The sequence below is a fragment of the Achromobacter denitrificans NBRC 15125 genome (genome assembly GCF_001571365.1).
Taxonomy (GTDB): Bacteria; Pseudomonadota; Gammaproteobacteria; order Burkholderiales; family Burkholderiaceae_B; genus Achromobacter; species Achromobacter denitrificans.
In genome coordinates this window covers 17,744-39,779 of the sequence record NZ_BCTQ01000048.1, presented here as the reverse complement: position 1 = coordinate 39,779, position 22,036 = coordinate 17,744, and the positions used below count along the sequence as shown (strand labels likewise).

At 68.9% G+C, this 22,036-nt stretch carries 18 protein-coding genes and 1 pseudogene; 5 read left to right on the top strand and 14 right to left on the bottom strand.

The window, feature by feature from the left end:
* From ADE01S_RS27365 to ADE01S_RS27335, 7 genes and pseudogenes are all read right to left on the bottom strand, one after another.
* Positions 1 to 211 (bottom strand): annotated as a pseudogene (locus ADE01S_RS27365) (IS110 family transposase); the annotation flags it as partial.
* A 641-nt stretch (positions 212 to 852) separates the two neighbouring features.
* On the bottom strand, positions 853 to 1,836 hold the full coding sequence (locus ADE01S_RS27360; protein WP_062684922.1) for a Bug family tripartite tricarboxylate transporter substrate binding protein: 984 nt from the start codon (positions 1,834 to 1,836) through the stop codon (positions 853 to 855).
* Positions 1,837 to 1,952: 116 nt separating this feature from the next.
* Positions 1,953 to 2,660 (bottom strand): AroM family protein, encoded by a 708-nt coding sequence (locus ADE01S_RS27355; RefSeq protein WP_062684921.1) that lies wholly within the window; start codon positions 2,658 to 2,660, stop codon positions 1,953 to 1,955.
* On the bottom strand, positions 2,657 to 3,586 hold the full coding sequence (locus ADE01S_RS27350) for a DUF1177 domain-containing protein (protein WP_062684920.1): 930 nt from the start codon (positions 3,584 to 3,586) through the stop codon (positions 2,657 to 2,659). The genes ADE01S_RS27355 and ADE01S_RS27350 overlap by 4 nt, the downstream gene beginning before the upstream one ends.
* A complete protein-coding gene (gene pepE / locus ADE01S_RS27345; protein ID WP_062684919.1) occupies positions 3,583 to 4,287 on the bottom strand; it encodes a dipeptidase PepE in 705 nt (234 codons plus the stop codon). The genes ADE01S_RS27350 and pepE overlap by 4 nt, the downstream gene beginning before the upstream one ends.
* 30 nt (positions 4,288 to 4,317) lie before the next feature.
* On the bottom strand, positions 4,318 to 5,085 hold the full coding sequence (locus ADE01S_RS27340; protein WP_062684918.1) for an IclR family transcriptional regulator: 768 nt from the start codon (positions 5,083 to 5,085) through the stop codon (positions 4,318 to 4,320).
* A 179-nt stretch (positions 5,086 to 5,264) separates the two neighbouring features.
* Entirely contained in the window at positions 5,265 to 5,921 is a 657-nt protein-coding gene (locus tag ADE01S_RS27335) for a response regulator (protein WP_062684925.1), read from the bottom strand.
* Positions 5,922 to 6,328: 407 nt separating this feature from the next.
* Here ADE01S_RS27335 and ADE01S_RS27330 point away from each other — a divergent pair, with 407 nt between their 5' ends.
* Together ADE01S_RS27330 and ADE01S_RS27325 are read left to right on the top strand one after the other, a co-directional pair.
* On the top strand, positions 6,329 to 8,086 hold the full coding sequence (locus tag ADE01S_RS27330) for a ShlB/FhaC/HecB family hemolysin secretion/activation protein (protein WP_228468505.1): 1,758 nt from the start codon (positions 6,329 to 6,331) through the stop codon (positions 8,084 to 8,086).
* A gap of 71 nt (positions 8,087 to 8,157) precedes the next feature.
* Entirely contained in the window at positions 8,158 to 11,433 is a 3,276-nt protein-coding gene (locus tag ADE01S_RS27325) for a two-partner secretion domain-containing protein (RefSeq protein ID WP_062684917.1), read from the top strand.
* A 96-nt stretch (positions 11,434 to 11,529) separates the two neighbouring features.
* Here ADE01S_RS27325 and ADE01S_RS27320 read toward each other — a convergent pair whose 3' ends face one another.
* The 6 genes from ADE01S_RS27320 to ADE01S_RS27295 form a co-directional block, all read right to left on the bottom strand.
* Entirely contained in the window at positions 11,530 to 12,750 is a 1,221-nt protein-coding gene (locus tag ADE01S_RS27320) for a fimbrial protein (RefSeq protein WP_062684916.1), read from the bottom strand.
* Between the two features lie 49 nt (positions 12,751 to 12,799).
* The gene (locus tag ADE01S_RS27315) at positions 12,800 to 13,531 is read right to left on the bottom strand and encodes a fimbrial biogenesis chaperone (protein ID WP_062684915.1); all 732 of its coding nucleotides are present in this window, start codon (positions 13,529 to 13,531) and stop codon (positions 12,800 to 12,802) included.
* Complete coding sequence (locus ADE01S_RS27310) at positions 13,528 to 16,026, bottom strand: fimbria/pilus outer membrane usher protein (protein ID WP_232482136.1); 2,499 nt, start codon at positions 16,024 to 16,026, stop codon at positions 13,528 to 13,530. The genes ADE01S_RS27315 and ADE01S_RS27310 overlap by 4 nt, the downstream gene beginning before the upstream one ends.
* A 207-nt stretch (positions 16,027 to 16,233) precedes the next feature.
* Positions 16,234 to 16,974, bottom strand: coding sequence for a fimbria/pilus periplasmic chaperone (locus tag ADE01S_RS27305; protein WP_062684913.1), 741 nt, complete (start codon positions 16,972 to 16,974; stop codon positions 16,234 to 16,236).
* Between the two features lie 25 nt (positions 16,975 to 16,999).
* The gene (locus tag ADE01S_RS31850; RefSeq protein ID WP_062684912.1) at positions 17,000 to 17,599 is read right to left on the bottom strand and encodes a fimbrial protein; all 600 of its coding nucleotides are present in this window, start codon (positions 17,597 to 17,599) and stop codon (positions 17,000 to 17,002) included.
* A 298-nt stretch (positions 17,600 to 17,897) separates the two neighbouring features.
* Positions 17,898 to 18,938, bottom strand: coding sequence for a metal-dependent hydrolase (locus tag ADE01S_RS27295; RefSeq protein WP_062684911.1), 1,041 nt, complete (start codon positions 18,936 to 18,938; stop codon positions 17,898 to 17,900).
* 106 nt (positions 18,939 to 19,044) lie between these two features.
* Between ADE01S_RS27295 and ADE01S_RS27290 the strand changes: the two genes are divergently transcribed.
* From ADE01S_RS27290 to ADE01S_RS27280, 3 genes are all read left to right on the top strand, one after another.
* Positions 19,045 to 19,683 (top strand): DedA family protein, encoded by a 639-nt coding sequence (locus tag ADE01S_RS27290; protein ID WP_062684910.1) that lies wholly within the window; start codon positions 19,045 to 19,047, stop codon positions 19,681 to 19,683.
* A gap of 17 nt (positions 19,684 to 19,700) precedes the next feature.
* Positions 19,701 to 20,237 (top strand): hypothetical protein, encoded by a 537-nt coding sequence (locus ADE01S_RS27285; RefSeq protein ID WP_062684909.1) that lies wholly within the window; start codon positions 19,701 to 19,703, stop codon positions 20,235 to 20,237.
* Between the two features lie 94 nt (positions 20,238 to 20,331).
* Entirely contained in the window at positions 20,332 to 20,982 is a 651-nt protein-coding gene (locus ADE01S_RS27280) for a dUTPase (protein WP_062684908.1), read from the top strand.
* A 35-nt stretch (positions 20,983 to 21,017) separates the two neighbouring features.
* Here ADE01S_RS27280 and ADE01S_RS27275 read toward each other — a convergent pair whose 3' ends face one another.
* A complete protein-coding gene (locus ADE01S_RS27275; protein ID WP_062684907.1) occupies positions 21,018 to 21,980 on the bottom strand; it encodes a LysR family transcriptional regulator in 963 nt (320 codons plus the stop codon).
* Positions 21,981 to 22,036 lie beyond the last annotated feature (56 nt).

Below are 22,036 nucleotides of genomic sequence, written 5' to 3'. Positions count from 1 at the left end.
ACTCGTGGGCCAGGTCAGCCAACATGCGCTCGTAGCCGCCGGTGGACTCCATGGCAAGCACGCTGCCTTGCGGCAGGGTTTGCAGCCATTTGCTCAGACTGCTGGGCGTGTTCTTGAGGATTTTGGTGACGGGCTTGGCACGGCCATGATCGGCCACGACGATCTCGGCCTTGCCCACATCTGCGCCGAAAAAAGACACTGCGATTTGCATCTGTAGAACCCTTGCGATAGCGTTATGCCTGCTGGGGAAGCCGCGCCCGATGCGTTACCTTGCGATCAATCGGCGGTCTTGGCCGCTAGATTCTTAATCGACGTGTTTGGGCGGGGTGGGATATCTACCGACGTCAGTCCGCGCGAACGGCTGATGGATGGGTGTGTCCCGATCCCCAGCTCCCACTGAACACATTTCGGTGGGGGCTACAGAACCATACAAGGATGGGTGAAGCGCGGCAGTTCCTGGGCAAGAACTCAAGTATCCAGCGCGCGTAACCCATGCTGCCGCAATCGGTTGTTTTCTAGTCGAGGCCAGGCACAATCTGCCTACGGCCGCATGGGTTTCGCGCGCTGGAGGGCGGGGTTCTCACTTAAGAATTCTCGCGCTCCACCCATCCTACGAATTCTCGCGCTCCACCCATCCTACGGCTGATGTTCGCCGCGTTCTGCAGGGCAGGCGTAGGATGGGTGAAGCGCGGCAGTTCCTGGGCAAGAACTCAAGTATCCAACGCGCGTAACCCATGCTGCCGCAATCGGTTGTTTTCCAGTCGATGCCAGGCACAATCTGCCCATGGCCGCATGGGTTTGGCGCGCTGGAGGGCGGTTTTCTAGCTTAAGAACTCTCGCGCTCCACCCATCCTACAGGCTGATGTTCGCCGCCTTGACGATGTCGGCCCATTGCTGGCGATCCTTTTCCAGGAACTGGCCGAACTGCTCGGGCGTCATGCCGGTGACCGGCTCGGAACCCAGGCCGGCCATCTTCTCGATCAGCGCGGGCTGCTTCAGCACGTCCTGCAGCGCGGCGTAGTAGGCGGCCAGCACGTCGGCGGGCAGGCCGGCCGGCGCGAACACGCCTTGCCAGGTGGGCATGTCGAAGCCCTTCAGGCCCTGCTCGTCCAGCGTGGGCACGTCGGGCAGCTGGGGCGCGCGCTTGAGCGAGGCGACGCCGATGGCCTTCACCTTGCCTTGCAACGCCAGCGGCGCGGCGGTGGAGATGTTGTCCATCGTCATCGCGATGTGGCCGCCCAGCAGGTCGGTGATGACGGGGGCCGCGCCGCGGTAGGCCGCATGCGGCACCTTCACGCCCAGCTTGTACAGCATGGTTTCCGCGATCAGGTGGTTGGAAATGCCCACGCCCGCCGTGCCGTAGGTGGCGCTCGGCGTCTTCTGGAAGTATTCCTTCAGTTCGGCGAGGTTGTTGGCCGGCACGTCCTTGTTCACGATGACCACGTTGGGCTGCACCGCGGCCAGCGTGATCGGGGTGAAGTCGGCGGGCTTGTAGTTCGTGCCCTTGGGATTCAGGACGTGGGTGATGGCCATGGAGCCGGCCGCGGCGATGCCGATGGTATAGCCGTCGGCGGACGACTGGCTCAGGCGATAGGCCATGATGTTGCCGCCGGCGCCGGCCAGGTTTTCGACGACGACGGGCTGGCCCAGGCGCTGCGACAGCGGCTCGGCCAAGAGGCGCGCCAGCGTGTCGGCCGAGCCGCCGGGCGCGAAGCCCACCAGCAGCCGCACGGGCTTGGAAGGCTTCCAGGCATCGGCGGCCAGGGCCGGCGTGGCCGCCAGGGCGGAAACGGCGAACAGAGCGCCAGCGGCGCGGTGCAAAGTACGGCTAATCATGAAAACACTCCCAATAATCGTTTGACGGAGATGACCTCGTCTCCTCTCGCCGCTCGCCCGCCCCGGCCGCGCCGGATTGCCAGGCGCGGCGAGGTCGCGGGATCGCTCCGGCGGCGTTATTCCAGTATCTGCGCGAGCGTGCGCGCCACCATGCGGTTCGACAGCAACACGGGGCGGCCCGCGGCCTGCGCCACGGCCGCGCGCATGCGCTCGGCATAGCCCATGCAATGCATGACGATCAGATCGCAGGACGCCAGCTCCCTGCCCGCCCGCGCGAAATTGCGCTCGGCCTGCCCGGGGTCTGCCTCGTAGGGCGAGGCATGGACGACCTGGCTTTCGCAAGACAAGGGCACCACCATGTGGAAGGCGTCGACCTGCGCCTCCAGCGGCACCACCAGCCCCACCTTGCGGCAATGCTCCGCCAGCCCGGCGACCAGGTGATCGACGACCTGCTGCGGCTCGACCACCAGGGTGCGCATCGGCGCGATGGCCGTGCCCGTGCACAGCGGCACCAGCGCGTCGTAGCCCGCGGCATCGGCCTGGGCCATGACTTCGGCCTGGGCCATGACTTCGGCCAGCCGGGCCTCGGCGGCGGCCGCGTCCAGTTCGATCTGCGATCCGTCGCGCAGCCGCGTGGCGTAGCGGTACTCGCCCGGGCGCGGCGCCATGGCGGCAAGCGCCGCCGCGTCCAGGCCGTCGAGCGCGCCGAACTCGTCGATGCGCACGCGCTCGCCCAGGAGCGGCGCCATCTCGGGCACCACGTCGCTGCGCGGCGATTGCCCGATGGTGAAGAACGCCACGCGCCGCCGCGGATGCGCGCTCATGCGGCGCCCCCGGGTTCGCGGCCCACGGTCTGCAGGTGCGCCATGGAACCGTAGCGGGCCTGCAGCGCCGCCCATTCGGCGTCGTCCGAGAAGGTCATGGCGCCTTGCCCGAACAGCTTGGCGATCTCGATGCAGAAGCGCATGGCGACGTCGGCGTCGACCGCGTTGGTGACGCCGGTGGCGCAGCCCGGCACGGTCGTCTGCGCGGTCAGCGCCACGCCCACCACCGGGGCATCCGTGACGATCGCGGGCTGCATCAGCGAGTTCACGTGCCACAAGCCGTTTTCGTAGGGGGTGATGTCCTGCGTGGTCAGCGGCAGGGTCACGGGCAATTCGCCGCTCACCCAGCCCATCACGTCCAGCATGGTTTCCGGGATGCGCAGCAGATAGCCCTGCCTGGCCACGGGCGTCAGCGCCACGCCGCGCCTGTTGACGAGGCGGTTGCCGCGCGTGGTGTCCACCGACAGGATCGCGTCCATGCGCGGATCGACTTCGTGCGACATCATCTCGCGCATGGGGAACGGCGAACGCATCATCGGCACCGGATGGTGCGGGCGCGTGCCGGCGCGCGGGCAGATGTGCGTGCGGATGCGCACCGTCCCGGGCAGGACGTCGCCCTGCCGCGCCATGGCCATCAGCTTGAACGCCGCGGCGATGGCGACCACCGCGCCATCGCTGTCGGACACCAGGCCGGTGACGGCGGGGCGCGCGCCGATGCCGCCCAGGCGGCCGACGATGCCCAGTTGCGGCGCGGCCTCGTCGGCGCCCGGAATGACGATGGACAGAAACTCCGTGGCGGCGCCGTCGCGCTCAAGCCGGGTCACTTCCACTTCGCAGTTGCCGGCGTCGCGCAGCTGGCGGGCCACCGCCACGCCCGTCACGTGGGCCGAGGACAGGAGTTCGATGGTGTCGATGACCTGCTTCATGCCGGGATCTCCAGCAGGCCCGGACGGAAGGCGCGCGGTTCTTCCTGGCCCAGGAACAGCGGCGCGTCATGCGGCCCGATCAGGGTGATGCGTTCTGCGCGCACGCGCAGCCCGGCGCCTTCCGGCAGGCCCAGGACGGGCATCTCGGGGTTCAGCGCGCAGAACTCCGCCAGGCGCTGCGCGCGGGTCTCGCCGCGGTGTCCGGGCGGATGGGCATTGGTGTAGTGCGGATTGATCTGGAAAGACAGCAGGCCCAACGCGTCGAAGCCCTCCGGGTCCGTGATGGGCATGTCGTTGGTGGTGCAGATGCTCGGGCAGGCCAGGTTCGATCCGGCGCTCCATCCCAGGTAGGCCGCGCCCTGGCGCACGCAGCGCGCCACGACGTCGAGCAGCCCCTGGCGGCGCAGCTGCCCCAGCAGGTTGAAGGTATTGCCGCCGCCCACGATGATGAGGGCGGCGCTTTCCAGGGCGGCCGCCGGATCCGCGGCGCGGTGCAGGCCCTGGATGTCCAGGCCGGTATCGGCCAGCGCAGATGCCACCAGCGCGGTGTAGTCGTCCCAACCGCGGGTCACGCCGGCAAAAGGCACGAAGACGGCGGACGCGCCTTGCGGCAGCGACGCGACCAGCTCGCGGATGTCGGGCAAGGCATGCGTCAGGTAGCCGGCATCGCTGCTGGAATTGCTGAGAAGCAGGAGATTCATCTAGGGATTTCCGTAAGGGAGGATGGAGATTCAGGCAAGCCAGTAGGGATCGTTCACTTCGCGCCCCAGCGCCCCCACCTGCTGCAGCACGGATTCGCGCAGCCGCGCGACGCGATCGGCGTCGGCCTGGAAGGACACGAAGGACAGGCACAGGCCGCGCAGCTCGCCCGTGGCGGGATCGCGCAGCGCGGCGGCCACCGCGCCGATGCCGGGCATGGCCTGGTCGATGGCGACGGCGCAACGGTCGGCGCGGATCCGCGCGACCAGGCGCGCCAGTTCGCCGACGGTGGCGGGGCAATCCCGCCCTTCGACGGGCAGCGGCTGGTCCGCGTCGGCGCCGTAAAGCGCCTCGAATTCGGCTTCGCTCAGGCGCGACAGCAGCGCCCGGCCCATGGCCGTGCCCGAGGCGGCGCGGCGCGACCCCGGCGGCGACAGCACCTGAACCGGATGCGAGCCGTTGAGGCGCTGCAGCACCACGGTTTCACGCTGGTTCAGGGTGGAAAGATAGGCGGTGAGGCCGCTGTCGTCCGACAGACGGGCGAGCACCACGCGACAGGCGTCATCGAGCGGGGTCGCGGCCATGCCGACGCGCGCCACCCGGGCCAGCAACGCGCCCGGCCGGTAGCGGCGCGTGGCGGCATCCTGGTCCAGCAGGCCGTAGTTCAGCATCTGGTTGAGCAGGCGCGACGCGCTGCTCTTGGGCAGCGCCAGGCGCGCCGCCACGTCCGTGAAGCTCAGCTCCGTCGCCCCGTCCGCGTACAGCCCCAGCACGCGCTGCACGCCATCCAATATGCTCATATTAAGTTCCGAAAAAAGGAACTAAGGTTCCTTAATAAAGAACAAGAATAATGCAGGCGTTGAAGCAGGGTCAAGATGTGCCCGTGGCGCCAGCCAGCGCAAGCAACAGGACGATGGGGACGATGAGAGGGAGGGGTCGGCTTCGCCGCGGCAGGCGGAAAGGAAGCGCCGGGCCGCGTTCAGCCCTGCGCGGCCTGCGTCTTCTGCGGGATGTCGCTGAACAGCTTGATGAGATCGACGTCGCGGCTCACGCCCAGCTTGCGCATGGCGCTGCGCTTCTGGGTGCTGACGGTCTGGACGCTGCGATGCAGGCGCTCGGCGATTTCGGTGATGGTGCCGCCCGCGCAGAACAGCCGCACGATCTCGGCCTCGCGGGGCGTGAGCCTGTCGGTTTCGGCCACCATCATGGTTTCCAGCAGCATGTCCTTGATGAGCGGCGAGTAGTACCGGCGGCCGCCGTGCGCGGCATAGACGCCGTCGACCAGCCGCGACATCGAATCCGATTTGCTGACCACGGCCTTGACCCCGTGCTTGACGATCGCAAGCAGAAGCGCGGGATTGTCGACCATCGTGTAGAGCACCACGCGCAGGTCGAGCCAGCGGCGGCGCAGATGGGAGATCAGCACCAGGCCATCGCCATGGCTGCCGCCGGGCATCGCGTAGTCCAGCACGAGCACGTCGCAGGAATTCCTGTCCAGCAGGGCGATCAGTTCGGTGGAGTCGGTTGCCTGTCCGACGAGACGTATCGCGGGGTTGCGCTCCAGTTCGGAAGCCAGGCCCCGCAGCACCACAGGATGATCGTCTGCAATCGCTACACGTATGCTGAGATCGGACACCTTCACTCCCACAGATCGGACGCCAGGAAGCAAGCGCCTTGTTTTGCACTGCCTGCCTTGGCCATGCCTGCAGGAAATTCTAAACGACAGTCCCGGCCGGAAACGGCTCAAAACAGCCTGCCCGACGGCGCCGCGCAACGCGGCCGCAAGCGGAAAAAAAGCCTTCGGGCGAGCCGCAAGCGCAACGCCGGCAAGGGATGCGGCGCCGCCGAGGCAGGCGCGCTTCCAGCGATCCATGCTTCTACGTTTTAGGAATACTTGCTGCGTTAATTCGGACAATTACTAAATCTTCCGTTCACCTCGCTACCTATAGTTTGTGGGTCCGACACCCAGCTTAACAACCGGCGCGGGCAGGTCCCGTTTGCCCGGAAAAAATAGGATCCGTCCACGCGGACGGCAGCGAGTTCATGTTGTTTCGCCCTCTTGCCGCGACGCGTTCCGCACCGCATCCCGTCACCCCCGCAGCGCCGCTTCCCCCGCCCTTCCAGCCGGCCCGGCGCCGCCTGCGCGCCGGCCTGGCCTGCCTGCTGCTGTGCGCCGGGCCGCCCGCGGTCCGCGCCCAGATTCCCGACGCGGGCCGGTCGATGCGCAATATCGAGAACACGATGCCGGCCGCCTCGCCGCGGCCCTCGCGCCCGATGCTGGACGATTCCGCCACGCCGCCCGCCTCCCCCTCGGCCACCGGCGACCGCGGCGGCTCCCTCCTGCGTCTGCGCCGATTCATCCTTACCGGCAACCGCCTCTACGACGAGGCGGCGCTGCAGGCCTTGCTGGCGGACCTCATCGGCACCGAACAAGACCTGGACGGCCTGCGCGCCGCGGCCGACCGCATCACCCGCTACTACCAGGACCGCGGCTACCTGCTGGCGCGAGCCTACCTGCCGCCCCAGGAAATCGAAGACGGCGTGGTGACGATCGCCGTGCAGGAAGGCGTGTATGACGACATCACGCTCGACAACCGCTCCCGCGTCGACGACGCGGTGCTGCGCCGGGGGCTGTCGGCCCTGAAGGCCGGCGACGCGGTGCACATCGACCGCCTGGAAAGCCGCCTGCAAGCCCTGAACGAGCTGCCCGGCGCCGCGGTGCAGGGCACGCTGCGCCCCGGCGCCGCGCCAGGATCGACCACGCTGCGCGTCGACGCCGCGCCCACGCCGCTGGCAACCGGCAGCATCGAGGCCGACAACTTCGGCGGCTACTACACCGGCGAATACCGCCTGAGCGGCAACCTGGACATCGACAGCCCCTTGCGCCTGGGAGACCAGCTCGGCCTGCGCCTCCTGGCCAGCGACGGGCGCCAGCGCTACTACCAGGCGGCCTATCGCGTGCCCGTGGGGCCCGCGCTGACCCGCCTGGGCATGAACGTGTCGCACATGCGCTATGCGTTGGGCCGCGAGTTCGACATCCTGGAGGCGCACGGGACCGCGCGCACCACGGGCTTTTTCGTCGAGCAGCCCCTGGTCTACGGACGCCAGTTCCAGCTGCGCGCGCAGCTGACATACGAAGACAAGCGCCTGAGCGACGCGATGGACGTGTTTTCCGTCCGCGACGGCAAGCGCGTGCAAATCGCCACCGCCTCCCTGACGGCCAGCGGCGAAGACGGGCTGTTCGGCGGCGGACGCAGCGCCGCGCTCCTGTCCTACGGATGGGGATCGCTGCGGCTGGACAGCGCGCGCCTGCGCGCCGTCGACCAGGCCTATACGCAAAGCGCGGGCGGCTTCGGCAAGGCCAACCTGACGCTGCTGCGCCAGCAGAACCTGCCCGGGCCTTTCACGCTGTACGCCCAGGTCAACGGCCAGCTGGCCACCCGGAACCTGGACGGCTCCGAGGAATTCAGCCTGGGCGGCCCCTATGGCGTGCGCGCCTTCGCCAATGGCGAGGCCAGCGGCGACCAGGGCTGGCAGGCCACCGCGGAGCTGCGCTATCTGCCCATGCCGGGCCTGCAATTGGCCGCATTCGCCGACGCCGGCCGCGTCACCGTGAACCGGCGCCCCTGGAACGACGCCCGCAACACCCGGCGGCTGTCCGCCGCCGGGCTGAGCCTGACCCAATCCGGCCCGCGGCACCAGGTGATGGCGGCCATGGCCTGGCCCATCCAGAAAGAAGACGAACACAGCGGCCCACGGGCAGAACCGCGATTCTGGCTGCGCGCCACGCGGTACTTCTGACCGGCCGTTCCCGAGTGCTGTCGCACCGCGCCCGGCCATGCCGGGCGCGTTCTCCAACCCTAAGGAAAGACATGAACAAGACCCATGCAGTGATATGGAACGCCAGCAAGGCATGCTGGACCGTGGCCAGCGAATGCGCCCGCCGGCGCGGCAAGTCCGGCGTAACGGGCGCCCGCCTGGTCGCCGCGGCGCTGGCCGCGGCGGGCCTGACGGCGCTGGCGCCGTCCGCGCTTGCGGGCCCGACGGGCGGCACGGTCGCCCGCGGCAGCGCCACCGTCTGGCAAAACGCCACGGACACAATCATCAACCAAGCCTCGTCGAAGGCCGTGATCAATTGGACGTCCTTCGACGTCAAGGGCAATGAACGCGTGACGTTCAACCAGCTGAGCCCGAACGACATGACGTTGAACTACATCAATGGCGGGGGGCCCCGGAGCCAGATCGCAGGCTCCATCAACGCGCTGGGCAAGGTGTTCCTGGTGAACCCGAACGGCATCGTGTTCGGCGCCGGCGCGCAGGTCAACGTGGGCGGCCTGGTCGCGTCCGCCCGGGCCATCGACCCCGACGCCTTCATGAACAACGTCAACGGCGTGTTCGCGTTCGACGCGGGCCCCGTTTCCAACGGCCGGGTCGAGAACTACGGCGCCATCCGCGCCTCGGCGGGCGGCGAGATCGCGCTGCTGGGCGCGCATGCCGTCAACTACGGCGCGCTGCAGGCCGACGGCGGCTCGGTCGCGCTGGGCGCCGGCCAGGCGTTCACGCTGCGCATGGGCAACGGGCCGCTCAACCTGGAAATCAGCGCCCCGTCCGCCTATGCCCTGGCCAGCAACGCCGGCACGATCCGGGCCAACGGCGGCCAGGTGGCCTTGCTGGCCCGCCATTCGGGGCCAGCCAGCCCGTATGAAACCGTGGTCAACAACAGCGGCGTCATCGAAGCCAAGACGCTGAACAACCGCAGCGGCAAGATCGTGCTCGACGGCGGCGACCGCGGGCTGGTGCAAGCGGGCGGCAGCCTGAACGCCAGCGCCCTGACCTCCTACGGCAACGGCGGCACCGTTGACATCGCCGGCGAGCGCGTGGCCGTGCGCCTGGCCACCGAGGTCGACACCCGCGCCAGCAGCGGCGCCACCGGCACGTTCCGCATCCGCAGCGCGGCCGTGAATGTCGAAAGCTCGGCCGCGGCGGCCCTGCCCACGATCCACGCCGATACGCTGATGCGCAATCTCACCACCACCAACGTCGAGCTGCGCAGCACCGCCGGCGACGTGGCGGTGAACGCGCCGATCACGTGGGCCAGCGGAAACGCGCTCACGCTGGACGCGCGGCACGGCGGCGCCGGCAAGGTTGCCGTCAACGGCGCGCTGACCGTCACCGGCAGCCAGGCCGCGCTCAATCTGGCCGCCGACGAACGCATCGACATCAACGACAAAATCACGCTCAGCGGCCTCTCCAACCGCCTCTCCCTCGACACCTCCAGGCCTGCCCCCAACGCCGGCCCGCACATGGCGCCCACCGCCAACTACGTGCTGGGCGGCGCGCCCGGCCAGGCCGTGATCACGCTGTCCGGCACCAACGCCGGCTTCGCCTCCAACGGCGTGCATTACACGGTCATCCAGAACCTGGCGCAGATGCAGGCCGTCAACAACAACCTCTACGGCTACTACGTGCTGGGCATGGATCTGCGCGGTTCGGGCACGTTCCAGTCCATCGGCGGCCAGCGCGGCGTGTTCAACGGCAGCTTCGAAGGCCTGGGCCATAAGCTCAGCAACTTCAGCGTCAGCGGCAGCGGCGCCAACGCCGGCCTGTTCGCGGCCTCGGCCGGCGTGATCCGCGACCTCAACCTGGACGCCATCGGCGTCAGTTCCGGCCAGCCCAACCTGGGGCCCATGTCCATCGGCACCCTGGTGGGTTACAACACCGGCCGCATCGCCAACGTCAAGGTGTCCAACACCACGCTGTACGGCAACGGCTACTACGCCAACGCCACCGGCGGCCTGGTGGGCACCAACCAGGGCGGGACGATCGACAATTCCAGCTTCTCCGGCCGCGTCTACGGCGGCGCGCAGACCTATGCGCTGGGCGGGCTGGTCGGCGTCAACATGGGCAGCGTTCCCCGCAACGAAGGCATCATCACGGGCAGCCGCAGCGAAGGCATCGTCAGCGGCTCGCTGCTGCGCCACGACGCCGGCGGGATCGGCGGGCTGGCCGGCGCCAACCTCGGCGGGCGGATCTCGGACTCGCTCACCACGGCCGCCGTCACGGCCAGCAGCGCGTACGTGAACACCGGCGGCGCCGTGGGCCTGAACCAGGACGGACTCATCGAGCGCGTGAGCAGCGCCGGCGCGGTTTCCGGCAACGCCCAAGCCAGCGTCGGCGGGCTGGTCGGCAAGAGCCTCGGCGACACCAGCGCGATCGTCGGCGGCACCAGCACCGGCCGCGTTTCCAGCGGCGCCGGCAGCCATACCGGCGGGCTGGTCGGCGAGAACACCGGCTCGATCCGCCAGTCCGAAGCCTCCGGCGAAGTCGTCGCGTACAACGGCGCCTCCACCGGCGGCCTGGTCGGCCTGAACGGCACCGGCGGCGCGCTGGCCGACGTGAAGGCCGGCGGTATCGTGCGCGACACGGGCACGGCGTCGAGCATCGGCGGCCTGGTGGGCGCCAACGGCCTCGGCGCGTCCATCGACAACGGCGAAGCCAGCGGCGCGCTGGTCAGCGCGGCCTACAGCAACGCCAACACCCGCGCGGGCGGCCTGGCGGGCCATAACAGCGGCACGATCGCCTACAGCACCTCGCGCGTGCTGGACGTCAGGGCCGGCAACAACGCGTCGGTGGGCGGGCTGGTCGGCGTCAACCTGCGCCAGGGCGTAATCCTGGCCTCGGGCTCGACCAGCCGCGCGCAGGGCGGCGCCTACAGCAATGTGGGCGGCGTCGCCGGGGAAAACGCGGGCACCATCAACACCGGCATGGCATGGGGCAGCGTCGCCGGCGGCAACTACTCGAACCTGGGCGGCATCGCGGGCGTGAACCACGCGAACGCCAAGATCGAGCACTCCACCGCCAGCGGCCCGGTGATCGGCGCGTACAACTGCTCGGTCAACGGCAGCTACTGCTATACCTCCACCGGCGCGACGCTGGGCGGCCTGGCCGGCGTCAACTTCGGCGCGATCAACTACTCCATCGCCGCCAGCAAGATCGACTACCGCAACAACGCGGGCCAAATCTACGGCGGGCTGGTCGGCGCCAACTACGGCGTCATGCAGGGCAACTTCGCGCAAGGCCAGGCCACGCTGGTGCCGCCGGCGGGCATCAACTATGGGGTGATCGATCCGCCCTATTACTACTTCTAACGGGAGGAAGCCGCGGGGGGCGGCTCCCCCCGCAAGGACATGAAAAAGCCCGGCGCCAAAAGCGCCGGGCTTTTCCGTATCGCCGATCCGCGCGGATCAGTCGTAGCGCACCTGGAAGCGCACGCTGGAATTCGCCGGGCCCGGGCGGACGCCCGGCTGCCCCGGCGTGTCGTGGTCCGTGCGCTGATAGTGCGCCTCCAGGTTGAAATCGGCGGTAGCCCCCTGGACGGCAGGCGAGCCGGAAAAGGGGTAGAAGGTCAGGTCCCCCGCGCCGGCGCCGATGGCCAAAGGCGTGGTTTCGCCCTGCCTGGTCAGCACGATGCCCACGTTGCGGGCCCCGCCCGGGTCGACCTTCAAGGCCGGCACGCCGGGCACCCGCCCCTGCGCCCCCGCATAGAGCGCCAGCTTGGGCCTGGCGCCCGCCGCGCAATCGCTGAGCGAAATGGAAAACGGCACGGCGCCGGCGCGCGCGCCCGGACGGGGGAAGCTCCCCAATCCCACGAGGCCCATCACCACCTCGCGCCCGTACCCCACATAGCGGGCATCCACATTGCACACGGCCGTGACGAGAGGAGGCTGCGTCCCGACGGTGATCAGTTCGTCGATGCTGAACCATGCGTCGGAGCGGCACACGACTCCTGAACTCGGAAGCCGCCCGGTCTCGTTCGCAATATCGGCGCCGATGGCGGGCTGGGAACCCATCTGCACCACTCTCAGCCGCATCTGCGAGGCGGGAAAGTTGGGATCCTGCCCGGTGACCAGATGGGCTCCCGACGGCACCGTTCCGGTCACGACCAGCTCCACAATGACGTGAGATTCCATGGTATCGAGCTGGGGATACACAAATTCTGTCTCCAGCGACTTGGTTCTATAGGCCCTGACGGCCGCCGATTCGAACTTGAGCTCCCACGCATCGCCCAGCTTGACGCGCACACCGATACCGGGAACGTTGGTCGGCACAATGGAGTTCCCCGTCGGAGGCGGACCGCTCCAATATCCGCCATGCACCAGCCGAGCATCGGAACCCGTCTGCTCTATCGAATACCTGTACTGCGAGGAAATCGCTATCGCGCGCCGGGCCAGCACGGTGCCCACCGGCACGCCGGCGCCGATATTGCCCACCTGCGGCGGGTTCCAGGGGCCGCCTGCGGTCACACCTTCGGCGAGGCTCTGCATTTTGCAATCCTGCACCGGCCTGGACACAGTGGCTGCCTCGCCCGGCACGGCCAGGCAGACCGCCAAGGCCGCGCCCGCCAGCGCCTGGCCGCAGGGCCCGCCCAGCGCCGCCCGCGCAACGGGCAAACGTAAGTCGAACATGGGTTTTCTCCTAGAAAACGCGCGGACGCGGACGTCCGCAAGCGAAGTGTCAAGAACCGGCGGCCATCGCCCGGGCGCTGCCCGCCGCCGCCAGCCCCAGGTCGTCCACGGCTTCGTAGTCCAGCGTGAGCTCCTCAGCGGCGCGCGGCAGCGGCCCCGGCCAGGAAAGGCGCGCCGACCCGTAGGGCGGCACGGTCACGCCTTCCAGGCCCGCATCCCGCGCGCCGCGCACGCGCAGCGTCCTCAGGGTTACGCTGTAGGGCGTCGGGTTTTCCGCCGCCAGCGCCGAAGCGGCCGCGTCGTAGGTCCAGCGCAATTCGCCCGGCGCCTTGCGCGGGTCGCCCGCCAGGCCTTTGGGCCGGAACAGCAGCTTCATCGACAGACCGATCTGCAGCTTGAGCCCGTCGCGGCGATCGCCCGCCTCGGGCACGTCCATGAAGTTGATCCAGAACTGCGACTCGCGGTCCTGGGGCAGCGGCTCGCCGGTATAGCGCAGCTGGACCGCCTTGCGTTCGCCGGGGTCCAGCCGGAACAGCGGCGGTATCGGCGTGAAGGGCACCCGCAAGCGGGCGAGGTCGTCCTGGGCCTCGCCCTGGTCCAGCCAGATCTGCACCAGGATGGGCGCGCTGCCGGGATTGCCGACACGCAGCGTGATGGCCTTTTCCTGCGCCGGGTAGACGAAGCGCGTGCCGTCCACGGAAAGATCGGCGCGCGCCGCGCCGGCGCTTGCCGCCAGCGCGGCGAATGCGCATGCCCGCGCCAGCCGGCGCGCGCGGCTCATGGCAACAACCCCGCCACGGGCGAACCGACGGCCGGCGGCGGCGGCTCGGGTTCGGGCTCGCAAACCGCGTCCAGCATGTCGAACCCGTCCTGCCGCCCCTGGCGCGGCGGCAGGCGATAGCCGACGCGGCAACGCTGCGCGGCGTCCGGCCCCCACTGCACGCGGATTTCGCCCTGGTCTTCGCGCACCCGCATGACGATGCGGCTGCCCTGCCCGACCGCGCCCACGGATTCGCCGCTGGCAAGGTCGAAGACCTCGGCGCCGAACGGCAGCACGCCGCCATCGGGCTGCCGCACGCTGACCAGCACCGGCCGGGCGCGGCGGGTGGGATAGTCCAGCACCACCACGGCGCCGGCGCGCGGCGCCACGCTGCGGGAACTGGCCAGCAATTCCACGTCGTCGGCCATGTCCGCGGGGTCGAGCTCCACGGTGTTCAGGCGGTACGGCGCCAGGTTGGCGACCAGGCCGTAGCCGCGGCCGTCCACGCGGCTGCCGCGGTCCGTGCCGACGCGGGCATCCTCGGCGTCGGGCGCGCGCACCAGGCCGACGGTCTCGCCCAGCGACGACGACAAGGTCAACCCGCCCGCGTGGGCCAGCACGTTGCCTTGGGCCCGCATGCCGGCCTGGCGGTAGCCCGCGCCTTGCGACACGCTGGCGCCCACGCTGGCCGCAGAGGCGCTGTAATCCAGGCTGCCGCTGGCGGTGGAGGTGTCCATGCGGCTGTTGCGGGACGCCGACAGCGAATAGTTCAGCCTGCCGGTGTCCCCCAACGCCCCCGAGACCGCCGCGGCGGTGTCGGTGCCCGAGACGCTGTTGTGGCTGGTATAGCTGCTGAACATCGGCGCGGTCGCCGACGAGCCGCTGCCCAGCGGGATGGACAGATTGAGGGCCACGACGGTGCTGCGCGCGCGGTCCGGCGTGTACAGCCCGCCGCCCGGGGAAAGGGCATGCACGCGCTGCAGGCTCAACGCGTAGGACACCGGGCCCCAGCGGCTGCGATAGCCGGCGCTGTAGTTGAACGCGCTGCCCGGGCGGTTCCAGTACTGCAGCGCCGAGCCATTCAGGTACATCGAGCCATATCCGCCCAGATCCTGGTTGACGTAGGTGTCGAGCCGGTTGCGTAGCCTGCCCAGGTCCCCGTAGCCGCCGATATGCGGGGCGTCGCGCAGCGCGACGGCCTCGTTCAGCCCCACGAACCCGCTGGTCGAATAGCGGTACGCGAGCAGCGAAAAACTGGTGCCGGAATTGGGCAGGTTCTTGCTGTAGGAGAAGCGGTAGCTGGCGCCGGACGTCCGCCCCCCGGGCAGGTTGGCGCGGGCGATCGTGGCGTCGCCCGAGAACGCTCCGATCCGCGTGTTCAATGCGGCGCCGGCCAAGGCCGAACTGTAGTAGTCGCTGAAGGCCAGGCCGCCATAGCCGGTGACCAGATCGCTCAGCCCCGAGCGCACCACGCCTTCGAACACGCGCTGGCCGCTGCCGCGGTAGCCCGACGCCATGGCCTGCCCCACCGACACGGAATAGCGCGTTTCTCCCGGGCGCAGCAGATCCACGGCGGTGGCGAACGGCACGATGAAGCTTGAGGCCTGGCCGTCGGCTTCGGTGACCCGCACCGTAAGGTCCCCTCCATAGCTGGCGGCGCTCAGGTCCTCGATCGCGAACGGGCCGGGCGCCACCGTCGTTTCGTAGACCAGAAACCCGCGCTGGTAGACGCTCACCGCGGCATTGGTCCGGGCCGTGCCGCGGATCGTGGGAACGTAGCCGCGCCGGTCGTCGGGCAGCATGCGCTCGTCGCTGCTGAGCCTCACGCCGCGAAACGAGATCGCGTCGAAATAGCGCCCGTCCGTCGAGGTTTCCCCGAGCAGAAGCTGGGAGCGCCAGGCGGGCAGGTCCCGCATGGCGTACAACTGGCCTCGCTGGTAGGTGGCTTTCTCGCGGGACGACCAGCGCGCGTAGCCGTCATGCCGCAGGCGCCAGGCGCCGGCGTTCAGCCCTCCCCTCAGGTTCAGGTAGCCCTGGTTGCGGCGCCGTCCGTTCGTTTCCTGCGTATAGAGGTTGGCTATGTAGCCCAGCCGCGCCGCCGCGACGCCGCGGTCCCAGTGGGCCGGGTCCACGTAGTTGCCGGCACGGCCCGAATCGAGGTAATACGCCGGCACGGTCAGGGACAGGATCTGCTCGGCCATGTCGAACTTCACCTGCGCGCCGGGCACGTAGCTGGCGAGGCCGTCGCAGGCCGGCACGTCGCCCAGTTCCCGCTCGCCGCGCCCCGCGGCATTGCGGCCGATCTTGCCCACATCGATGCCGACGCTGCGCAGCAATTCGGCCGTATAGCAAGGCTGCGCCCCTTCCGGGCCGGCACCGCGGAAATCCATGGCCAGCGCGCCGCGCCATCGCCCGTTCACATGCACGTCGACGCGGTACTGGCCGGGCGACACGATGTTGGGGCGTTCGAAACGGGAGAGGTCTATCTGTTCGTCGCCGACGCCGCGAACCAGCATCTTCACGTCAAAACGCGCGGGGGCCTGCTGTTCGCCGTCAGCCCCGGCTGGCGCCATCAGCGCCGACAAGAGGATGCCCGGCAGCCAGGCAGCCTTCCGTCTTCTTTGCGCGCACGAGTGCCCCGGACGCGCGCTAGCCTGCGTCGACCAACACATCGTTTCGAATCCCAGATGAAAAGAATGAATAAAGGCCCGGCCTGCGGGCCGTCAAGGCGCCAGCAATGGGCTGTCGAACGCCTGCGTGCCGCCGTAATCGTTGATGACCGTGAAATGCACCGCGGCCTGGTTCGCGGCGGCCTGCGTCCCCGCGGGAAGGTTGAAGCGCTCCTTGCCGTAGGGCGCCACCATGCCGCTGCCCGCGCCGATGGGGCGGCCGCCCTTGGCCGCCACTTCTACCGACAGCAACGACACGTAATAGGGCGTCGGGTTGTGCACCTCGACCGATCCGCCGCCGGCGACGGCCGACCACCGCAGGCTGGCCGGCGCGTTCTCCACTCGGCCCGGCAGGCCCGGCGGGCGGAAGAACAGCTTGATCCGGGTGCGGAATTTCAGGCCGACGACGTTTTCCTTGCCGCTGCTGGGCGGCGTTTCCAGCGCATTGAAATAAAAAACGGACTCCCGGTCGGACGGCAGGGGATGGCGGGTGTAGAACAGCCGCAGCACCCCGCTGGATGCCGGCTCGATCCGGGTCACCGCCGGCGACACCAGGAACGGCACGACCAGCGTGTCGGGCGAGGCGTTCGGCCTGCCGTCGTCCAGCCAGGACTGCACCAGCAGCGGTTCGTCGCCAGCGTTGCGGACCCGGATGGAGACATCCTTGGCATCGCCTGGAAACACGATGCGCGTGCCTTCCAGGACCAGGGCCGCCCGCGCCATGCCGGCGCCGGCGGCCCATGCCACGACGCCCATGGCCAGCAAACGAATAACGGTACGCACCATGGGCGTCATGCCATCGGCTCCTGTTGCCTTCGGATTACTGGTAGGCGACGAGGAAGCCGATATCGGAACCCGCGCTGCCATTGGTGATGGTGCTATCCACCTTGACGTAGGCGGCCAAAAATTCCAGCTTGCCGCCAAACGTGGGAGTCGTCGCGTGGGTCGGATCGAAGTCGATCTTCTGCACATCGGCCTCGGCGTGGCCCAGGTTGACCTTGTGGCTCTTGCCGTTGCCGGTGTTCCAGATGCCGATTTCCAAGCCGGTCGCCGGCAGCGTGGTATTGATCTTCAGGTTGCCGCTGGCCCGGTTGATGTGTGCGGCGACCTGGTCGAACGCAATGGCGGCCGAGCCCTTGAAGTCGCAATTGGTCAGCTCGATGATGAAGGGCTTTTCGCTGGCGGTCACCTTGGCGTTCAGCGCCGTGGAGGCCAAGTCGGCCACCTTGTAGGTCCCGAGATCCACGCTCGTGATGTTGCCGAGACCGCCCGCCTGGCCGTTGACCTTGCACGTCCCGGGCGAGACCTTGCCCGTGAAGCGGATCTGGCCGTCGAACGCCTGGGCATGGGAAGCGGCGGGCGCCAGGGCGGCGAGCAACGCGCCGGAGGAAAGAAGGGATGCGAGGAGACTGCGTTTCATGTTGCGATTCCTGAGTTGGAGTTGAGCGGCCCCCGCTTGCCGATGCAGGCCGGGCCGCAAGTCCGCAGCACGCTGGCGGAAGGTCCGGACTGCCGGGTGCCACGGCCCCGGAATACGCCCACGGCATGCGCGCCATGTGCGAATTCCAGCGGTATGGACACTGTATGGATCGACCGCACTCAGGTATTTAGGAACGCAACTAAATCACGTTAGTAGTAATTCTATATTCAATAAATCTCTGTAAAGACCGCGGCCGTTCTTGGAATGTTCATCGCGGCGCGCGGCCTGTTTCCCCTTGCTAGCGCAAGGATTGCTCGGACCACTGCGCCAGCGGCAATGGCGGCTCGGCATGCGTGATGCGTCCGAACACGAGTGTGATTTCTTCCCAGCCGCCGCGCGGGCTGGGCCAGGACTGCGGCGTCACGGCGTGCCATTGGCCGTCGGCGCCGCGTTCCGCCATCTTGAAGCGGAAGGTGTAGTGCCCGGCGATGCCCATGCGCAGGTCGGTCACGACCAAGGCGTCGCCGATCGCGTCGTAGCGCAGCCAGTCGTCCGTGAACCAGCGCAGCCGCTCATGCAGCGGCACGCCCGCCAGCGCCTGGCCCACGTCCAGGTTCAAGGGCTGGCGCAGCCATTCCGGCGGAGCGCGGTCGAACAGGCTGCTGACCGATTCGTAGTAGTGGCCGTCGGCCGTCTTGGCGATGACGCGCCACAGCAGCGTGTTGAAGGGCATGGATACGGCGCGCAGCTCGGTGACCGCGATGCCCTGGGCCTGCATCGCGTCGCGCACGCGGTGCTCGGCGGCGTAGCGGCCGGCCAGGCCGAAGCCCAGGTAGGCGGTGCTGAACACCAGCGCGGCGGCCAGCAGGCGGCGCGCGTTCCGGGTCATGCCGGCGGCGATGGCGTACACCATGCCCGCCAGCAGCGGCACGGTATAGACCGGATCGATGATGAAAATGGCGGACCAGCTTTCCGGTATGCGCGCCAGCGGCCAGAACAGCTGCGTGCCGTAGACCGTGAAGGCGTCCAGCACGGGATGCGTCACCAGTACCAGCCATAAGGTCAGGAACAGGCGCCGCCCCCCGTAGGGCGCCTGCGGCCAGTATTTGCGGATCAGCCACGCCAGCAAGGCGGCCAGGCCGGTCAGGACGAAGACCGAGTGCGAAAACCCGCGGTGGTAGGTCATGAGCGACACCGGGTCGGGATAGCTCATCAGGACGTCCAGATCCGGCACCGTGGCCAGCGCCGCGCCGTAGATGAGCGCCCGCCGCCCCTGGAAGCGCCCCATCAGCGCGCCCTGTATTCCGGCGCCCAGCACCGCTTGCGTAACCGAATCCATATTTCCCCGACGATAAGCTTCAACCGGACGGACTACGCCCTGCGCGCCCGCCCATGCAGGCGTTAAGATACCTGATTGCATTCAGCTGATTTTCAACTTTCCGCGTATGGACCATTACATCGACCAGATCGCCCTCTTCATCGAGACCAACCAGGCGTGGGCCGGGCCGATCACCTTCCTGCTGACCCTGGGCGAGTCCATGGTGCTGCTGGGCCTGTTCATCCCCGCCACCGCCCTGATGCTGCTGACCGGCGGCCTCATCGGCGCCGGCACGCTGAGCCCCTGGAGCGTCCTCGTGTGGGGCATCGCCGGCGCCATCGTGGGCGATGCGCTGTCGTACTGGCTGGGCCGCTGGGCGGGGCCGAGCGTGCTGCGCCGCTGGCCGCTCAAGCAACAGCGCACCGGCGTGGCGCGCGCGCGGCTGTTTTTCTACCGCTACGGCTTCGCCTCGGTGCTGATCGGCCGCTTCCTGGGCCCCATCCGTTCCACCATCCCCACCGTCGCGGGCGTCATGGGCATGGCGCAAGGCCGCTTCCAGCTGGCCAACGTGACGTCCGCCATCCTCTGGATGCCGCTGATGCTGGCGCCGGGCTATATCACCGCGCGCAGCCTGGGCGCGGCCGATAATGCGCAACAGATCGCCATGATGATCGGCGCGGGGCTCTCCGTGCTGCTAGGATGCGGTCTGCTGATAGCGATGCTGCGCAAACGCCGCGTGCCGGCGCGCCAACGCCGCGGCAACTGAACCGGAGAGAGAAGGGAATGGCCATAGATGCGGAGCCGAAGGACGGCGATTTCGCGCGCTATATCGAGAATCTGACCCGCGCCGGCGGCACCACGCCCGGCAAGGTGCCGCCCAAGCGCGAAGCCGCCAGGCGGGCGCCCGATGCCGCGCCGCCCCCGGCGCCCGCCTCCGCGGAGCCGCTGTCCACCGCGCCCTGGGGCAAGTCGGCCCCGTCGTCCCGGCCCGCCCCGGCCGCCTCCCCCTCTGCCGCGCCCGCCCCGGGCCAGGAAGACCCGGGCGCGGAATCGCTCGCGCGCCGCGCCCGCCAGCGCAAGATCGGCATCGTCCTGACGGTCGCGGGGGTGCTGGCCGGCTGGGCCGCGGTGCGCATCGCGGTGGACGTGCTGGTCAACCGGCGCGCCGACCTGGACGAGCTGATGCCCGCCCTCTTCCTGGCGTTCTTCGCGTTCATGCTGTTCAAGGCCGCCCGCGGCGCGCGCAATCCGCGCGGCGCGCCCCTGGGGAAACTGCCGCCGCTCAAGCGCTCGTCCTACCGCAAGGACGGCGGCGCCTGAGGCCGCCGGCGCGCCCGGGCAATGGTGCTAACATTTCCGCCGCAGTCGCAAAGACCCCACCAAACCCGGAGTGAAAGTGAATAACGTTGTCGGATTGAACCAGGCCCAGGCGGCCACGATGCTCAAGTTGCAGGACCACTTGAACACCATGATCAATCCGGACTGGGTCAACGGCGGGGCGCGCTTCCTGCGCGCCGCCTTCGTCGAATCCGCCGAGGCGCTGGAGCACTACGGCTGGAAGTGGTGGAAGAAGCAGACCATCGACCTGCCCCAGGTCCAGATGGAACTGGTGGACATCCTGCACTTCTATCTTTCGCACACCATCGTCGAAGCCGGCGGCAGCACCGCCGGCGCCGCCGAGGCGCTGGTCGCCGACCTGGCGACGCCCGCGTCGGTCACGCTGGACGGCAAGGCCTACGCGCTGGACGCGCTGAACGTGCCCGAGCTGCTGGAACTGATCGGCGGCCTGGCCGTGTGCGGACGCGCCAGCTTCAAGGTGCTGGAACAGACCATGACGGCCTGCGACATGAGCTGGAACGATGCCTACACCCAGTACGTGTCCAAGAACGTGCTGAACCTCTTCCGCCAGCGCCACGGCTACAAGGAAGGCACCTACGTCAAGATCTGGAACGGCGAGGAAGACAACGTCGTGCTGGCCCGCCTGATGGCCGCGCTGGACCCGGCCCAGGCCGATTTCGCCGACCAGATCCAGGAACGGCTGGAACAGGCTTACGCCCGGCTCTGAGGCCCGGGTTCAAGACCCGGGTTCAAGACCCGCCCCTACGCCGTGGCCGCGGCCACGGCGCGCCTGGACTGCGACGCGGACTCCATGGCGACATCCCAGACCGACGGCGAGCCCACGTGCCGCCGCAACTGCTCGGTGAAGGCGCGGATGCGGGCGTTGGCGCGCGGCATGGCGCGCAACAGATAGATGCCGCTGTCCGGCGCGGGGCTGGCATCCTGCAGCGTCAGCTGCACCAGGCGGCCGGCGCCGATATCCAGGCCGGCCGACCAATTCGGCATCAGCGCGATGCCCAGCCCTTCCAGCGCGGCATGGCGCCGCGCGTCGCAATCGTCGCACTCCAGGGCAAACCTGGCGTCCTGCGCCCACTGGCCGTCGCCCAGTTCGCGCCAGCCGCGCACGCTGGTGCTGTGGCGCCGGTCGATCAGGCGATGGCGCGACAGGTCCGCCAGCGTGCGCGGCACGCCGTGGCGCTCCAGGTACGAAGGCGCGGCGCAGATCAGGTAGCGATGGCTGCCGATGCGCTGGCCGATCAGGCTGCTGTCGGGCTGCTGCCCCACGCGCACCACCACGTCCATGCGCTCCACCACGGGGTCCACCACGCGCTCGGTCAGCTCCAGCTCCACGCGCAAATGCGGATGGCGCTCGGCCAGCGGCTGCAGGATGGGCACCACGTAGCGCCGCGCGAAGGCGGGCAGGCAGCTCACGCGCAGGAGGCCCTGCACGGTCTGCTCCAGCGAAATGACCTCGGAGCGGGCCTCGGTCATGTCGTGCAGGATCTTCACGGCCCGCTCGTACAGCACCTCGCCGGCCTCGGTCGGCACCAGGGCGCGGGTGGAACGCACGAACAGCGGCACCTGCAGCTCGGTTTCCAGCGCGCCGATCTGGCGCGCCACGGACGACGCCACCATGCCGCGGCGGCGGGCCACCTCGGAAAAACTCTGCGCGCGGGCGACGTCCACGAAGATCGAGAGGCTTTCGGCGAATTTGACGGTTTTCATTTGTGCACGCAGCGCAAAAGGGTTTGGCGTTCGGCGCCTGCTTTCCTGCGGGCGTT

What these genes read in the sequence shown, in the direction of transcription:
- ADE01S_RS27310 (WP_232482136.1), bottom strand. Translation starts at nt 16,026, where the DNA reads ATGCTGGTTCGCGGCGTCGGCGACGAACAGATAGACCTCTCCCGTTTC.
- ADE01S_RS27275 (WP_062684907.1), bottom strand. Translation starts at nt 21,980, where the DNA reads ATGAAAACCGTCAAATTCGCCGAAAGCCTCTCGATCTTCGTGGACGTC.
- ADE01S_RS27315 (WP_062684915.1), bottom strand. Translation starts at nt 13,531, where the DNA reads ATGAGCCGCGCGCGCCGGCTGGCGCGGGCATGCGCATTCGCCGCGCTG.
- ADE01S_RS31850 (WP_062684912.1), bottom strand. Translation starts at nt 17,599, where the DNA reads ATGAAACGCAGTCTCCTCGCATCCCTTCTTTCCTCCGGCGCGTTGCTC.
- ADE01S_RS27350 (WP_062684920.1), bottom strand. Translation starts at nt 3,586, where the DNA reads ATGAAGCAGGTCATCGACACCATCGAACTCCTGTCCTCGGCCCACGTG.
- ADE01S_RS27325 (WP_062684917.1), top strand. Translation starts at nt 8,158, where the DNA reads ATGAACAAGACCCATGCAGTGATATGGAACGCCAGCAAGGCATGCTGG.
- ADE01S_RS27320 (WP_062684916.1), bottom strand. Translation starts at nt 12,750, where the DNA reads ATGTTCGACTTACGTTTGCCCGTTGCGCGGGCGGCGCTGGGCGGGCCC.
- ADE01S_RS27330 (WP_228468505.1), top strand. Translation starts at nt 6,329, where the DNA reads ATGTTGTTTCGCCCTCTTGCCGCGACGCGTTCCGCACCGCATCCCGTC.
- ADE01S_RS27360 (WP_062684922.1), bottom strand. Translation starts at nt 1,836, where the DNA reads ATGATTAGCCGTACTTTGCACCGCGCCGCTGGCGCTCTGTTCGCCGTT.
- ADE01S_RS27285 (WP_062684909.1), top strand. Translation starts at nt 19,701, where the DNA reads ATGGCCATAGATGCGGAGCCGAAGGACGGCGATTTCGCGCGCTATATC.
- ADE01S_RS27355 (WP_062684921.1), bottom strand. Translation starts at nt 2,660, where the DNA reads ATGAGCGCGCATCCGCGGCGGCGCGTGGCGTTCTTCACCATCGGGCAA.
- ADE01S_RS27290 (WP_062684910.1), top strand. Translation starts at nt 19,045, where the DNA reads ATGGACCATTACATCGACCAGATCGCCCTCTTCATCGAGACCAACCAG.
- ADE01S_RS27340 (WP_062684918.1), bottom strand. Translation starts at nt 5,085, where the DNA reads ATGAGCATATTGGATGGCGTGCAGCGCGTGCTGGGGCTGTACGCGGAC.
- pepE (WP_062684919.1), bottom strand. Translation starts at nt 4,287, where the DNA reads ATGAATCTCCTGCTTCTCAGCAATTCCAGCAGCGATGCCGGCTACCTG.
- ADE01S_RS27305 (WP_062684913.1), bottom strand. Translation starts at nt 16,974, where the DNA reads ATGACGCCCATGGTGCGTACCGTTATTCGTTTGCTGGCCATGGGCGTC.
- ADE01S_RS27295 (WP_062684911.1), bottom strand. Translation starts at nt 18,938, where the DNA reads ATGGATTCGGTTACGCAAGCGGTGCTGGGCGCCGGAATACAGGGCGCG.